Below are 15,312 nucleotides of genomic sequence, written 5' to 3' on the forward strand. Positions count from 1 at the left end.
GTCACACCGAATACTTCTCGATCAGCCCGTTCTTGTAGAGCTTTCCGGTGTCGGTGCGCGGAAGTTGCGCTTCGAAGGCGATCGCCCGCGGGCATTTGTAGTGCGCCAAGCGGTCTCGCAACCATCCGGTCAGCTCCTCGGCGAACCGATCGGTGGCGTCGGACGGGTCGACGGTCTGCACGGCCGCCACCACCCGCTGACCCATCTCGTCGTCGGGAACGCCGAACACCGCCGCGTCCAACACCTTCGGGTGGGTCACCAGAAGGTTCTCGGTTTCCTGCGGGTAGATGTTCACGCCGCCGGAGATGATCATGTGGTGGCGCCGGTCCGTCAGGTACAGGTAGCCCTCCTCGTCGAGGTAACCGATGTCGCCGACCGTGACCCAGCCGTGCTCGTCGCGGGAGGCCGCGGTTTTGGTCGGGTCGTTGAGATATTCGAAGGAGTACCCGCCCTCGAAATAGATCTCACCGGCCTGCCCGGGCGGCAGCTCGGTTCCGTCCTCGGCGAGGATATGGATCTGGCACGCCATCGGCTTGCCCACCGAACCCGGGTGCGCCAGCCACTCCTCGGCGCTGATCAGCGTCGACCCGATCGCCTCGGAGGATGCGTAATACTCGTCGATGATCGGCCCCCACCAGTCGATCATCTGCTTCTTGATCTCGACCGGGCACGGCGCGGCGGCGTGCATCACCCGCTGAAGGCTCGACAGATCGTATGAATCACGAACGGCGGCGGGGAGTTTCAGCATCCGGGTGAACATGGCCGGCACGAACTGCCCGTGGGTGACGCGGTGCCGCTGGATGGCGTCCAGCGTGCCCTCGGGATCGAACTTCTCCAGCACGACCGTCGTGATGCCGCCGGCCTGCGCGCTCATCGACCACACCGACGGTGCGGTGTGGTACAGCGGGGCGGGGCTCAGGTAGACGGACTCGGGAGTCATCCAGAACTCGACCAGCGCCGACATCATGCCGGGCGCCTCGGCCGGCGGGACATGCGGCAGTTCGCGTTTGATCCCCTTGGGCCGGCCGGTGGTGCCCGACGAGTACTGCAGCAGGTCTCCCTCGAGTTCGTCATCGATGGGAGTATCCGGTTGCCGGGCAACGCATTCCGGGTAGCGCTCCCAGCCGGGCAGATCGGCGCTGGCGATCATCAGCAACTCCGGCAGCCCGTTGGGCAGATGGTCGCGCAGCTGCGCAAGCGTGTCGCGCAGCGCCGCCGACCCGATGATGGCCTTGGCGCCGCTGTTGTCGACGATGTAGGCGGCCTCGGCCGCGGTCAGGTGGGTGTTGATCGGCACGTAATACAGACCGCTGCGGCGGGCCGCCCACATCACGGCGTGGATGTGCTCGTTGTTCTCCATCAGGATCGCGACGGTGTCCCCCTCACGCAGCCCGGCCTGGCGGAACCGGTGCGCCAGTCGATTGGCGCGGGCCTCCAGGTCGTCGAAGGTGACGACCGTGCCGGAGGGGTACAGGATGACGGCGGGTTTGCCGGCGCCGACATGGGGGCGAATCTGCATGGGAGGACTGTACCGCCGCCGATTTTGACACGTGTTAAGTGGCCGGATCCGGCCCACTCCGGGCGCCGAGCAGACGCGAAAACCCCCGACACGCCGTGCGTGCGGGGGCTTTCGCTACTGCTCGCGCTACCTAACGGGATTCGGCCAGCCGCTGCTTGAGCGCCTCGAACTCGTCCTTGACGCCGGTGGGCAGCTTCTCGCCGACGAACTCGAACCACTCCTCGATCAGCGGCAGTTCCTTGCGCCACTCGTCGGCGTTGACCACCAGAGCCCGCTCGACGTCGTCGCCGTCCACGTCGAGGCCGTCGAGGTCCAGGTCCTCGGCGGTCGGCACGATGCCGATCGGCGTCTCCTTGCCGCCGGCCCGGTGCTCGATGCGGTCGACGATCCACTTCAGCACCCGGCTGTTCTCGCCGAAGCCCGGCCACAGGAACTGGCCCTCGTCGCCCCGCCGGAACCAGTTGACGAAGAACACCTTCGGCAGCTTGGACTCGTCGGAGTTCTTGCCCAGGTCGAGCCAGTGCTGGAAGTAGTCGCCGACGTGGTAGCCCAGGAACGGCAGCATGGCCATCGGGTCGCGGCGCACGGTGCCGACCTTGCCCTCGGCCGCGGCGGTCTGCTCGCTGCCCATGGTGGCCCCCATGAACACGCCGTGCTGCCAGTCGCGGGCCTGCGTCACCAGCGGCACAGTGGTCTTGCGGCGGGCGCCGAACAGGATGCCCGAGATCGGCACGCCCTGCGGGTCGTCCCACTCCGGCGCCAGGATCGGGCACTGCGACATCGGCGTACAGTACCGCGAGTTCGGGTGTGCGGCTTTGGTTTCCGTCTCGCGGATGTACCAGTCGTGGCCCTTCCAGTCGATCAGGTGATCCGGCTCGCCCTCTAGGCCTTCCCACCACACCTCGTCGTCGTCGGTGAGCGCGACGTTGGTGAACACGGTGTTGCCGGCGGCGATGGTGCGCATGGCGTTGGGGTTGGACTTCCAGTTGGTGCCCGGCGCCACCCCGAAGAAACCGAACTCGGGGTTGACCGCGTACAGGCGGCCGTCCTTGCCGAACCGCATCCAGGCGATGTCGTCACCCAGCGTCTCGGCGCGCCAGCCCGGGATGGTCGGCTGCAGCATGGCCAGGTTGGTCTTGCCGCACGCCGACGGGAAGGCCGCGGCGAAGTAGTAGGCCTTGTTCTCCGGGGAGATGAGCTTGAGGATCAGCATGTGCTCGGCGAGCCAGCCCTCGTCGTGGGCCATCGCCGAGGCGATGCGCAGCGAGTAGCACTTCTTGCCCAGCAGGGCGTTGCCGCCGTAGCCGGAGCCGTAGCTCATGATCTCGCGGGTTTCCGGGAAGTGGGTGATGTATTTGGTGTCGTTGCAGGGCCACGTCACGTCGTCTTGGCCCGGCTCCAGCGGGGCGCCCACCGAATGCAGCGCCTTGACGAAGAACCCGTCGTCGCCGATCTTCTCCAGGGCGGCCTTGCCCATCCGGGTCATCACCTTCATGGAGACGACGACGTACTCCGAGTCGGTGATCTCCACGCCGAGCTTGGGGTCGTCGGCACCGAGTGGGCCCATGCAGAACGGCACCACATACATGGTGCGGCCGCGCATGCAGCCGCGGTACAGGTCGGTCAGGGTGGACCGCATCTCGGCGGGGTCCATCCAGTTGTTGGTCGGTCCGGCGTCGATCTCCCGCTCGGAGCAGATGAATGTCCGCGACTCCACCCGCGCCACGTCGGACGGGTCGGACAGCGCCAGGAACGAGTTCGGGTACTCCTTGGGGTTCAGCCGCGTGAACGTGCCCGCCTCGACGAGCTGGTCGGTCAGCCGCTTCCACTCCTCGTCGGAGCCGTCAGCGAACACAACCCGGTCGGGCTGGGTGAGCTCGGCAACCTCCTGTACCCAGGCCAGCAGGCCGGGATGATTGGTGGGTGCGCTGTCCAGACCGGGAATGGTCGCTGAAGTCATCGAACTCTCCTGAATTCTTCTGCCTGCTAACCGGCATCTCTCGCTTGCGTATGCGTTCGCCCACACAACTGTTTACATGGTGGCGTTAACTACAGGTTATCGTGATCTACTTGTCGGGGAGGTCTCGGGCGGGTATAAGCCTTCTCACAACAACGATTCAGAAACAGGGCCGAACGTCACCCAAGCTCGCCATTTCCGCTGCCCGGAGCGGGTTTTTCGCTATCGCCCCCGGCCGGCCTCCCGGCGGGGTCCTCGGAGGAGGGTGTACCCGGATCTCCGAGTTCTGCACGCACGGCCTCCAGCGCGGCCTGCACGGTTGGCATCTCCCGATCACGCGCCGCCGCGGCCCGCGCCGCCGCGATGGCGTGCTCGCGCAGCTCGCTGTCGATGGCGCTGACCTGCTCGGCCACGTGGGCGTTCTCGGCCTCGTCCCGGGCGATCAGCGCGGTGCTCAGTAGCGACTCGGCGACCAGCACACGGGTGGCGACCAGTTCCTCCACCGCCGATTGCAGCGACGACGTCACCTCGCCCGCCCAGCGGTCCAGCAACGCCCGGTCGCGCAGCAGGCCGCGGATGTGGATCACCACGAAGGTGACCGCCAGCCCGATCGCCACGCACGCCGCGGCCCCCGCCAGCGCCAGCCCGGGGCTCAGCCGGGACGTCAGCCCGCCCACCAGCCGGGTGAGCGTGAGCGCCACACCGAGCCCGAACGCGGCGCCCAACAGCATCAGCAGCCACGTTTCCTGCCGCCGGGATTTCAGCGGCGGGGACGGGATCTCGATCGTCGGCGGCCGCTCCTCCCCGTTTTGGTAGGCGGGCGACACCACCGGCACACCCAGCACCTGCGCGACGTCGGCGAGCTGGGTGGTGGTTCCCTCGCTCACCTCGGCCACCACCTCGTCGACCCGTCCGCGCGTGTGCGCCTCGAAGCCGGCCATCTTCCGCCGGGACAGACCCGCGGCGTCCTCCTGCAGCTCGCCGCGCACCGACGAACAACGGTTGCGCGCGAAGTAGGACAGCTGGACCCGGGCTTGCTGAATCTTGCCGCGCAGGGTGACGGTGCGCTCGGTCTTCGACTGCCGCCGCTGCCGAAGTGCCGTGCTGCGCTCCTCGCGCAGCGCATCGACACGGGCCCGCCGACCGGCGCCCTCGGCATCGCGGTCGAACCGTTGCTTGACCTTCTGCAGCCGGGATTCCCAGGCGCGCAGCCTGTTTCGCCTGGGAATGTCGGCGTCGTCGAGTTGCGCCGCGACGGTCCGCACCAGGTCGTCGACGTCCGGTTCGCCGAGGTCGGGCAACGCAGCCGCACCGATCCAGGGCACCTGGCCGTAGCGCGGCGCGTGCGCGGCCAGGCTGTCGCGGTCGGCGGCCGCCACGTCGCGCCAGTTGCGGTGGACGTCGATCTTGGACACCACGCCGACGACCACATCGGTGTGCTCGGCGGCGGCATCCAGCAGCGCGCAGTCGGATTCCGTCAACGGCGCGGCCGCGGAAACCACGAAGACCACCGCCGTCGGCGCATCGCCGGGTCCCAGCTCCGTCGACTCGACGAACTTGTGTTGCGGCAGCCGTTCGCGCAGCGCCGCCACCACCGCGGTGACGCCGGCCAGCCACGGGCCCGTCACCAGCACCACGTCGCGACGGTTGAGGGCGGGCGCATCCAGCCGCGGACCGATCGCCGCCACCAGCGCGTCCACCCGCGTGGCCGCATCCTCGCCGCTCAACACGACCCCCCGGGCAGCGACCCGCCGGCTCGTGACCAGAGCCGTAGCGATCCCCGGGCGATGTCCGCGCCGCAGGCGCGGTGCAGCTCGCTCGCCGGGCCCAGGCTGTAGCGCTGCCAGCGCACCGCGCGCGGTAGGTGCGGGGCCGGGTCGTCGCGGTCGCGGCGGTCTTGGTTCAGGGGAGCCAGCCCGGCGGCCCCGGCCAGCTCGACGGCGGCCGCCATGCGCGCGAGCACCGTGTCGTCGCGGCGGAGGAAGTCGGCGATCGCCCCTCCGGTGCGGTCCCGGGAGACGGCCAGGGCCTCCAGCTCGGCAACGGCCCGGAGCACCCGCTGGTAGCGCAGCTCGGCCCCGAGCACCGAGATCTGCGCCAGGACGGCGTCAACGCCGCTGATGCGGCGCAGCAGCGCCCGGAACTGCGCCGGTGTCCTGCCCTGCCGGGCCGCGGCAATGCCGAGCGCGGTGCCGAAAAGGTCCAGGGTGTCCAGCAGGCGCAGCCGCAGACCGGTCGGCACCGGGTTGTCCGCGGCGAGGAACCCCGCGAACGAGTCGTCGAGGCAGGTGGCGCCGCCCGGATCGGCGGCGAGCACCCGCAGTGCAACCCACAGCGACTCGTCCAGGCCGTGCACCGCGCACACCGCGAGCAACCCGCTCATCGGCTCCATCGGCGCCCCCGCGAGCGCGGACAGCTCGGCGCAGCGCGTCCCCGCCACCGCCATCGGCCCGCCAGCGGCCCGGCCGGAAAGCGAGCCGGCCAGGTCGGCCTTGTTCAGCACCGCCAACACCGGGCGCGTGGCTGCCGCGATCGCCGCGGTGTCCTCGGGTTTGACCACCTCTGCGGTGACGTAGACGAAGATGTCGGCGACGTCGGCGTCGTTGGCCACCCCCGTCGCCGACGAGACCCCGTGCGCGTCCCCGGCGAGATCCAGGGCGCGCGCCACCGTGCCACGACCCACCCCGCGGCGCCCGCGGACGACCACGCGCAGCGGCGCGGCGCATCGCTCGGCGATCGCCGTCAGGCGCGGGTCGGCGCGGCGACCAGCAAAGCGCGCCAGCTCGTCGACGAAAATGTGGTGCCCCTCTCCCGTCATGTCCTGCCCGTTCGATGTGATGGGCCCCGAACCGGCCCGGCCGGCTCAGGAGGCTTAGCCCCCGACCGGATGTTGGCCGTCTTGAAGGCTTGCTCCGTTTGCCGGGAGTCAATCGAGTCCCCCCGGAATGGTGGCATCTACGTCACCGAGATGCGAGCCACCGGGCTGTTACCAGTCGAAGGCAACTGTTGGGTATCAATCTGGATCAGGGGCGGCTACATCGGGCGTTGATGGGCCACCATGGACAAATGCATGCGCAACCCGGGGTCGGGACGTGTCCCGACGCGCCGGTGGAAGTGGAGGCTGGCCTGGATCCCGAGCAGCGCCACCTCCCGGTCACGAGCTTCCGCTCGCGGCGTTCCGCGCTTTCGGCGGCGCAGCGCGACACCTGGGAGCGGCTGTGGCCGAAACTGGGCATCTCGGTCGGCGCCCCCGCGGCGGGGGCGCCACGTACCGCAGAACCGCTGGACACCGGTGCGTGGTTCGGCCGTCATGCCCCGGTGGTGCTCGAAATCGGTTCTGGCAGCGGCGCATCCACCCTGGCGATGGCCAAGGACGAACCCCACGTCGACGTGATCGCCGTGGAGATCTACCGGCGCGGGCTGGCGCAGCTGCTGTGCGCGATCGACCGCGAGCAGGTGGGCAACATCCGCTTGATCCGCGGCAACGCGATCGACGTGCTGGACCGCCTGATCACGCCGGGGTCGCTGACCGGGGTGCGCGTCTTCTTTCCCGATCCCTGGCCCAAGGCACGGCACCACAAACGCCGGTTTCTGCAACCGGGCACGATTGGCCTGATCGCCGACCGGCTACTCCCCGGTGGTGTCCTGCACGCCGCGACGGACCACGCGGGTTACGCCGAGCAGATCGCCGAGGCCGGCGACGCCGAACCGCGGCTGCGTCGCGTCGAACCGGGCGGCCGGTTGCCGATCTCGGTCGTCCGGCCCACCACCAAGTACGAGACGAAGGCCCGAGAAGCGGGCAGCGCCGTGAACGAATTCATCTGGACAAAGGCTGCACAAGGCCGGAAAAGGCAGTGACATGAGCCTGACCGAAGAGACCACAGCGGCATCGGAAGAAGCACCCCTGGACTCACCGGCGGCTCTATCCGCCGAGGGGCTGAGCAGTTTCCAACCCCCGGCGGGGCGCGTTCTGCTGGTCTGGGACGCTCCCAACCTGGACATGGGCCTGGGCTCCATCCTGGGCCGGCGCCCGACTGCCCTGGAACGCCCGCGCTTCGACGCGCTCGGGCGCTGGCTGCTGGCGCGCACCGCGGAGGTCAGCTCGGGCCGCCCCGGCGTCGTGATCGAACCCGAGGCCACCGTTTTCACCAACATCGCGCCGGGCAGCGCCGACGTTGTCCGGCCGTGGGTGGACGCGTTGCGCAACGTGGGTTTCGCGGTCTTCGCCAAGCCGAAGATCGACGAGGACAGCGACGTCGACCGGGACATGCTCGCCCACATCGCACAGCGGCACCGGGAGGGCCTCGCGGCGCTGGTGGTGGCCTCCGCCGACGGTCAGGCGTTCCGCCAACCGCTGGAAGACATCGCGCGGACCGGCGTATCCGTCCAAGTGATCGGATTTCGCGAACACGCGAGTTGGGCGCTAGCGTCGGATACCTTGGATTTCGTCGACCTGGAAGACATCACCGGTGTTTTCCGGGAGCCGTTGCCACGGATCGGCCTGGATTCGCTGCCTGATCAGGGGGCGTGGCTGCAGCCGTTCCGGCCGCTGTCCGCCCTGTTGACCACGCGTGTGTGAGACTGGCTTCAAAAAACCGAAGAGGCACAGCGCGGGTCGCTAGCGATCCAGTAAGGAGTTTTACGTGTTCGCCTGGTGGGGTCGAACCGTGTACCGCTACCGGTACATCGTGATCGGGGTCATGGTGGCCCTGTGCCTCGGCGGCGGCATCTTCGGCATGAGCCTGGGCAAGCACGTCACGCAGAGCGGCTTCTACGACGACGGCAGCCAATCCGTCAAGGCCTCGGTCCTGGGTGACCAGACATACGGTCGCGACCGCACCAGCCACATCGTCGCCACCTTCAGCGCCCCCGACGGGAAGACGGTCGACGACCCGGCATGGCGACAGAAGATCGTCGACGAGCTGAATAAGTTCAAGAACGACCATCCCAACCAGGTCGTCGGCTGGGCAGGCTGGCTGGCGGTGGCCAATCCGGCCGACGCGCCCCCGTTGATCAAGGGGATGGCCACCGAGGACAAGAAGCACACCTTCGTGTCCATCCCGCTGAAGGGCGACGACGACGACACCATCCTCAACAACTACAAGGCGATCGCGCCCGACCTGCAGAAGCTCGACGGCGGCACGGTCCAACTCGCCGGCCTGGAGCCGATCGCCAACGCCCTGACCGGCACCATCGCCACCGACCAGCGCCGCATGGAGGTTCTCGCGCTGCCGCTGGTGACGGTGGTGTTGTTCCTGGTGTTCGGCGGTGCGGTCGCCGCCGGACTGCCGGTCATCGTGGGCGGGCTGAGCATCGCGGGCGCGCTGGGCATCCTGCGGTTCGTTGCCATGTTCGGGCCGGTGCACTATTTCGCCCAGCCGGTGGTCTCGCTGATCGGCCTCGGTATCGCCATCGACTACGGACTGTTCGTGGTGAGCCGGTTCCGGGAAGAGATCGCCGAAGGCTACGACACCGAGGCCGCCGTGCGCCGTACCGTCATGACGGCCGGTCGCACCGTCACCTTTTCGGCGGTGCTGATCATCGCCTCGAGCGCCAGCCTGCTCGCGTTGCCGCAGGGTTTTGTGCATTCGCTGACCTACGCGATCTTCGCCGCGGTGGGACTCGCGGCGCTGCTGTCGATCACGTTGCTGCCGGCCAGCCTGGGCATCCTCGGCCGCCACGTCGACGCGCTGGGCGTGCGAACCGCGTTCCGCGTGCCCTTCCTGCGGAACTGGAAGGTGTCGCGCGCCTACCTCAACTGGCTGGCGGACCGGCTGCAGAAGACCAAGACCCGTGAAGAGGTGGAGGCCGGCTTCTGGGGCAAGCTGGTCAACTTCGTGATGAAGCGGCCGCTGGCATTCGCCATCCCGATCGCCGTCGCCATGATCCTGCTGGTCATCCCGCTCGGCAATCTCTCGTTCGGCGGCATGAGCGAGAAGTACCTGCCGCCGAACAACTCGGTGCGCCTGGCGCAGGAGCACTTCGACAAGCTCTTCCCCGGGTACCGGACCGAGCAGCTGACGGTGGTGATCCAGAGCGACAACCACACCAAGGTCACCGACCAGCAGGTCGCGGACATCCGCAACAGGCTCGCGCCGATCACCGGGTTCACCGACAAAACCTGGCAGGAACGACCGTGCCCGACCATCGCCGGCAATCCCTGCGTCAGCGGGCCGAACGGGACGTCGCAGCCCAAGGACGACACCGTGCGGGTGATCCAGAACGGCCTGTCCAATCGCGATGACGCGGCCAAGAAGATCAGCGAGCTGCGGGCCATCACCCCGCCGAAGGGGCTCAGCCTCCTGGTCGGCGGTACGCCGGCCCTGGAGCAGGACAGCATCCACAGCCTGTTCGACAAGGCTCCGCTGATGCTGGTCCTGTTGCTCGGCGCCACGACGGTATTGATGTTCCTGGCGTTCGGATCGTTCGTGCTGCCGATCAAGGCGGTGGTGATGAGCGCGCTGACGCTGGGATCCACCTTGGGGATCCTGACGTGGATCTTCGTCGACGGGCACTTCGCCTCGCTGCTCAATTTCACGCCGACACCGTTGATGGTGGTGCTCATCGCGCTGGTCGTCGCGGTCGGTTTCGGCCTGGCCACCGACTACGAGGTGTTCCTGGTGTCCCGGATGGTCGAGGCGCGCGAGCGCGGCATGTCCACCGCCGAGGCCATCCGGATCGGCACCGCGACCACCGGGCGCCTGATCACGGCCGCCGCGCTGGTCCTTGCCGTGGTCGCCGCGTCGTTCGTGTTCTCCGACCTCGTGCTGATGAAGTACCTGGCCTTCGGGCTGATGGCGGCGCTGCTGCTGGACGCGACCGTGGTCCGCATGTTCCTGGTGCCGTCGGTGATGAAGCTGCTCGGCGACGACTGCTGGTGGGCGCCGCGCTGGGCCCGGCGCCTGCAGAACCGGCTCGGGCTGGGCGAGATCGACCTTCCCGACGAGCGCAAGCGCCCCACCCTCAACGGGCGCCCCGCCAGGCCCCCGGTCGCGGCGGCCAGCCTGGTTGCCGCGACGCCGCGCGCGCCGCACGACCCGACGCACCCGGGCGCGCTGGAACCGTCGCGGGTGGCCCCCCCGGGCCCGGCCGCGCCGCCGGAACCCAGGCCCGCCCAGGGGCCTCCCGGCTCGAGTGCCGCGAGCGAGCCGTCCCGCGCCGACACCACGCGGATGCAAGCCCGGCCGAACCAACCGGCCGACCCCAAGACGGCGCGCCTCTCGGCGCCCACCAACCCGGCCCCCGGCCCCGCCGCGCCACGGCCGCCTGCGACCCCGTCCAGCGGTCAGACCCGGGCCATCCCGGTCCCGACCAACCACGCCGGCGACTACAACGCCGACCCGGCCGACCCCACCGCCGCACTCCCGGTCACGCGGTCGGACGCCAACGATTCCGACGCGGCCACCGAGCAGCTCAACGCCCGCGGCCAAGACGACCGCGGCGGCCAGAGCGACAACGGCGACAATCCCCGCCGCCGCCGCGCCGCCGCCGGCGGCGGGGGGGTCAGCGCCCAGGATCTCCTGCGCCGTGAGGGACGACTGTAGGAGCCGGCAGGCGCCGAACGCCTCAGCCGGCTCCGTCCCCCGGACGGTCCGGTTCCGCCTGCACGACGACCCCTCCCTCCTCCTCCTCGGCCTGCTTCTCGGCCTCGGCGGACGGATTCGGGGCGAGCAACACCTGTATCGCGTTGTTGAGGAACGCGACCGTCGGAACGGCCAGCAGGGCGCCGACGATGCCGGCGAGCACCCCGCCGGCGGAAATGGCCAGCACCACCGCCAGCGGATGGATCGACACCGCCCGACCCATCACCAGCGGCTGCAGCAAATGCGCCTCGAGTTGGTTGACCGCAACCAGCAAACCGAGGGTGATCAGCGCGTAGACGGCGCCCTTCGCCAGCAGCGCCACCACCACGGCCAGGAAGCCGGCGATCACGGCACCCACCAGGGGGATGAAGGCGCCCAGAAACACCAGCGAGGCCAGCGGCAGCGCCAGCGGGATGCCCATGATCGCCAACCCCGTGCCGACGCCCGCCGCATCGGTCAGGGCGACCAGGAAGGTGGCCCGCACGTAGCCGATCAGCGATCCGTATCCGGCGTTGCCCGCCTCGCGCACCCTGTCCCGGACGCCGACGGGGAAGATCTTGGTCACGTATTGCCAGATGTTGCGCCCGCCGTAGAGGAAGAAGATCAGCGTGAACAGGGCCAACACGGCGGCCGTGACCAGTTCGGTGATGGTGGCCGCGGTGGCCAGGGCGCCGCTGGTCAATTTGGACTGATTGTTGTGCAGCGCCTGGATCGCGGCGTTGCCCGCGTTGGAGATCTGTTCGCCGCGCAGATGCAGCGGCCCCTCGATCAGCCACCTGCGGGTGGAATCGATGCTGTGGGTCACCTGATCGGTCAGGTCGGGCACGCCGTAGACGAACTGGACGATGACGAACGTCAGGATGCCGCCGAAGATGGCGAATCCGCCCAGCAGGACCAGCGCCACCGCGGCACCGCGCGCCAGGCCCCTTTTGTCGATCCAGTCAACCGCCGGAACGAGCAAAGCGCTGATCATCAGGGCCAGCAACACCGGAACGACGATCACTTCGAGCTTTTTCACCACCCAGAGCAGGGCGACGACCGCGGCCAGGATGATGAGCAAACGCCAGGCCCAAGCCGCGGCCTTGCGGACAAGGGGTTCGACTGACCCGGCCTCCGAGGCATGGTCGAGGTTTGCCGGCATCCGGCCAGCCTATCTGGCGCCGACGCGCCCGGACGGCCGCTCGCCGCCGGTGAAGGCCCCGTGCCCGGCACGATCCGGTTACGACCCCGGAACGACCCTGACACAGTCGGAGCTGCACCCGGCCGGCCGCGCCACCTGCGCGGTTACCCTAAAGCACGTGACGCACGACGCACCTGCCCGCAAGCTGGACCTGACGCGTGTAGCAACCCCGCGCGGCAGGTACTGGTGGGTGCGCTGGGTCGTTCTGGCCATCGTCGCGATCGTGCTTGCCGTCGAGCTTTCGCTCGGCTGGGACCAGCTGGCCAAGGCGTGGGTGAGCCTGTACGAGGCCAACTGGTGGTGGCTGATCGCGTCGGCGCTGGCGGCGGCCGCATCGATGCACAGCTTCGCCCAAATCCAGCGCACCCTGCTGGGATCCGCCGGCGTGCACGTCAAGCAATTGCGTTCGGAGGCCGCGTTTTACGCGGCCAATTCGCTGAGCACCACGCTGCCCGGCGGACCGGTGCTCTCCGCGACGTTCCTGCTTCGCCAGCAACGGATCTGGGGTGCCTCGACCGTGGTGGCCTCGTGGCAGCTGGTGATGTCCGGGGTGCTGCAGGCGGTGGGGCTGGCGCTGCTCGGCTTGGGCGGGGCGTTCTTCCTGGGCGCCAAGAACAACCCGTTCTCGCTGCTGTTCACGCTCGGCGGCTTCGTCGCGCTGTTGCTGTTGGCCCAGGCGGTGGCGTCGCGGCCGGAGCTGATCGAGGGCATCGGCAGCCGGGTGTTGTCGTGGGTCAACTCCGTTCGGGGCAAGCCGGCCGACACCGGCCTGGACCGGTGGCGCGAGACCCTCACGCAGCTCGAATCGGTGAGCCTGGGCCGCCGCGACCTCGGCGTGGCGTTCAGCTGGTCGATGTTCAACTGGATCGCGGACGTGGCCTGCCTCGGCTTCGCCGCGTACGCCGCCGGCGACCACGCGTCGGTGGCCGGGCTGACCGTGGCGTATGCGGCCGCCCGCGCCGTCGGCACCATTCCGCTGATGCCGGGCGGCCTGCTGGTCGTCGAAGCCGTGCTGGTGCCCGGCCTGGTCTCCAGCGGGATGTCGTTGCCGAACGCCATCTCGGCCATGCTCATCTACCGGCTGATCAGCTGGCTGCTCATCTCCGCCGTCGGCTGGGTGGTGTTCTTCTTCGTGTTCCGCACCGAGAACACCGCCGACTCCGACGGCGACGACCCCATCACCGGCCCACTGCCCGTGGTGCGGCACGACCCGGCCGCCGATCCGACGGAGGCCGCCCTGCAGGGCCCGCTACCGCCGCCCGAGGCGCAGCCGGAACGCGGCGGTTAGCCGACGTTGTTCGGTCGCGGCGCGCCGCCGATCGTGACGCCGGGCAGCGTGGCGCCCGGGGCCCCGGCCGCGGGCGGCGCGGGCGCGGTGTTGCCGGGCAGCGCAGGCAGTCCGCCGGCCGCGCCCTGCGCCTGCTGCATGAGGCCCATCGCCTGCGGGATCGTGATCGGCAGCTTGCACTGCATCGACAGGTTGGTCAACGGCTGCGCGATCGACGTCATGTCGCCGGCAACCTTGGGATTGGCCTCGAAGTAGGACTTCAGCCCGGTGAACGACTGCGGCCCGGCCTGCTGCTGCAGCATCGTCGTCATCGTCTGGTTGGTCTCGGGATGTGAGTCCAGGTAGTCGCCCATGGACTTCGAAACCGAACCGATCGTGCGGGCGACCTCGCTGGCCGCACACGGGTCGTTGGCGCCCGTCGCCGGCGGCCCGGCGAGGACGGCGAGGGCGGCGCCGGGCACGGCGGTGGCGATCAGCCCGGCGAGAAGCCGGCGGCGCCCGGTCGCGGTGACGGTCGTCATGGGTCACTCCTTAGTTTGCGGAGGCGCGCGGCGTGTCGAACAGCTCGCAAACGGTTGGCATGAACGGCTTTTCCCGCCGGGGTTCCCCGCTCCCCCCGCGCGGCCATCGGACATCCTGCCATGGCCGATACGGCCCCACAAAGCGACGGCCACCTCGTGTGATGCAAATCCCGCTTGGTCACCGGTCCACAACGACTGGGCAGCGTCCCGGCAACATCCGTGTCTGTGCAGCTCAGGAACCAGATAAGCCGACATAATCCACAGGCTGCTGCGGTATCCTCGCCTGCACGCATTGCGCGAGAGCCCGGGGAGTGAAGAAATCCAGCAGTTCATGATGCGCATCAGCCGCAGCCTGCGTAAGTACCGCTGGTTGGTCTTCACAGGCTGGTTGCTGGCATTGGTGCCGGCGGTGTGTCTGGCGATGTCGGAGTCGGGAAACCTCACCGGCGGCGGCTTCGAAGTGGCCGGCTCCCAGTCGCTGGCCGTCCACGATCAGCTCGAGGATCTCTACCACGACCAGGGCGCATCCTCGTTGGCGCTGGTGGCGGCCCCGCGCCCGGACGCCAGTTACTCCGACATCAACGACGCGGTCGCGCTGCTCAGGCAGATCGCCGGTGAGTTCCCCGGCGTCACCGAGGTGCCCAACCCCACCCAGCGCCCGCCGCAGCCCGACCGCCCGTATGTGGTGTCGCTTCGGCTGGACGCGCGCAACGCCGGCACCAGCGACCTCGCCAAGCAGCTCCGCCAGAAGGTCGGCATCAAGGGTGACCAGTCGGGGCAGACCGCCAACGGCCGGGTGCGGCTCTACGTCATCGGACAGGGCGCGCTCAGCGCCGCCGCGGCGGCGAACACCAAGCACGACATCGCCGCCGCCGAAAAATGGAACCTGCCGATCATCCTGATCGTCCTGCTGGCGGTGTTCGGTTCGCTGGCCGCCGCGACCATCCCGCTTGCCCTCGGCGCCTGCACTGTCGTCGTCACCATGGGCCTGGTCTACCTGTTGTCGGCCTACACCACCATGTCGGTGTTCGTGACCTCGACGGTGTCGATGTTCGGCATCGCGCTCGCCGTCGACTATTCGCTGTTCATCCTGATGCGCTTCCGCGAGGAGCTGCGCGCCGGGCGCCAGCCGACCGAGGCCGTGGACGCCGCGATGGCCACCTCCGGGCTGGCGGTGGTGCTGTCGGGAATGACGGTCGTCGCGTCCCTGACCGGCATCTACATCATCAACACCCCGGCGCTGAAGTCGATGGCCACCGGCGCG

11 protein-coding genes are annotated in these 15,312 nt (G+C 69.2%); 5 read left to right on the top strand and 6 right to left on the bottom strand.

Going from position 1 to position 15,312, the window contains the following annotated elements; translation table 11 throughout:
* Position 1 precedes the first annotated feature (1 nt).
* The 4 genes from fadD4 to VMD50_RS05615 all read right to left on the bottom strand — a co-directional run bounded on the left by fadD4 (position 2) and on the right by VMD50_RS05615 (position 6,294).
* A complete protein-coding gene (gene fadD4 / locus VMD50_RS05600) occupies positions 2-1,519 on the bottom strand; it encodes a fatty-acid--CoA ligase FadD4 (RefSeq protein WP_325425672.1) in 1,518 nt (505 codons plus the stop codon).
* 130 nt (positions 1,520-1,649) lie between these two features.
* The gene (locus tag VMD50_RS05605) at positions 1,650-3,479 is read right to left on the bottom strand and encodes a phosphoenolpyruvate carboxykinase (GTP) (RefSeq protein ID WP_325425674.1); all 1,830 of its coding nucleotides are present in this window, start codon (positions 3,477-3,479) and stop codon (positions 1,650-1,652) included.
* 176 nt (positions 3,480-3,655) lie between these two features.
* Positions 3,656-5,203: a hypothetical protein gene (locus VMD50_RS05610; protein ID WP_325425675.1), complete on the bottom strand. Its 1,548-nt coding sequence runs from the start codon at positions 5,201-5,203 to the stop codon at positions 3,656-3,658.
* Positions 5,200-6,294 carry a hypothetical protein gene (locus VMD50_RS05615; RefSeq protein WP_325425677.1) on the bottom strand — a complete coding sequence of 365 codons (1,095 nt, stop codon included), beginning with the start codon at positions 6,292-6,294 and terminating at the stop codon, positions 5,200-5,202. The genes VMD50_RS05610 and VMD50_RS05615 overlap by 4 nt, the downstream gene beginning before the upstream one ends.
* A 230-nt stretch (positions 6,295-6,524) precedes the next feature.
* On the opposite strand from VMD50_RS05615, the gene trmB reads away from it, so the two are divergent.
* From trmB to mmpL3, 3 genes are all read left to right on the top strand, one after another.
* Positions 6,525-7,334 (top strand): tRNA (guanosine(46)-N7)-methyltransferase TrmB, encoded by an 810-nt coding sequence (gene trmB, locus VMD50_RS05620; protein ID WP_325425679.1) that lies wholly within the window; start codon positions 6,525-6,527, stop codon positions 7,332-7,334.
* A 1-nt stretch (position 7,335) separates the two neighbouring features.
* A complete protein-coding gene (locus VMD50_RS05625) occupies positions 7,336-8,055 on the top strand; it encodes an NYN domain-containing protein (protein WP_325425681.1) in 720 nt (239 codons plus the stop codon).
* Positions 8,056-8,119: 64 nt separating this feature from the next.
* Positions 8,120-11,020 (top strand): trehalose monomycolate exporter MmpL3, encoded by a 2,901-nt coding sequence (mmpL3, locus tag VMD50_RS05630; RefSeq protein ID WP_325425683.1) that lies wholly within the window; start codon positions 8,120-8,122, stop codon positions 11,018-11,020.
* Between the two features lie 22 nt (positions 11,021-11,042).
* Here mmpL3 and VMD50_RS05635 read toward each other — a convergent pair whose 3' ends face one another.
* Positions 11,043-12,200: an AI-2E family transporter gene (locus VMD50_RS05635; protein ID WP_325425685.1), complete on the bottom strand. Its 1,158-nt coding sequence runs from the start codon at positions 12,198-12,200 to the stop codon at positions 11,043-11,045.
* Positions 12,201-12,357: 157 nt separating this feature from the next.
* Here VMD50_RS05635 and VMD50_RS05640 point away from each other — a divergent pair, with 157 nt between their 5' ends.
* Positions 12,358-13,527 (top strand): lysylphosphatidylglycerol synthase transmembrane domain-containing protein, encoded by a 1,170-nt coding sequence (locus VMD50_RS05640; protein ID WP_325425687.1) that lies wholly within the window; start codon positions 12,358-12,360, stop codon positions 13,525-13,527.
* On the opposite strand, the gene VMD50_RS05645 is transcribed toward VMD50_RS05640, so the two are convergent.
* Positions 13,524-14,048, bottom strand: a complete 525-nt coding sequence (locus VMD50_RS05645; protein ID WP_325425689.1) for a hemophore — start codon at positions 14,046-14,048, stop codon at positions 13,524-13,526. The two genes, VMD50_RS05640 and VMD50_RS05645, sit on opposite strands and share 4 nt — an antisense overlap.
* Before the next feature lie 331 nt (positions 14,049-14,379).
* On the opposite strand from VMD50_RS05645, the gene VMD50_RS05650 reads away from it, so the two are divergent.
* On the top strand, positions 14,380-15,312 hold a 933-nt coding region (locus VMD50_RS05650; RefSeq protein ID WP_325425691.1), incomplete at its 3' end, for an MMPL family transporter.

It is taken from the genome of Mycobacterium sp., assembly GCF_035506235.1.
In the GTDB taxonomy this organism is placed as follows: domain Bacteria; phylum Actinomycetota; class Actinomycetes; order Mycobacteriales; family Mycobacteriaceae; genus Mycobacterium.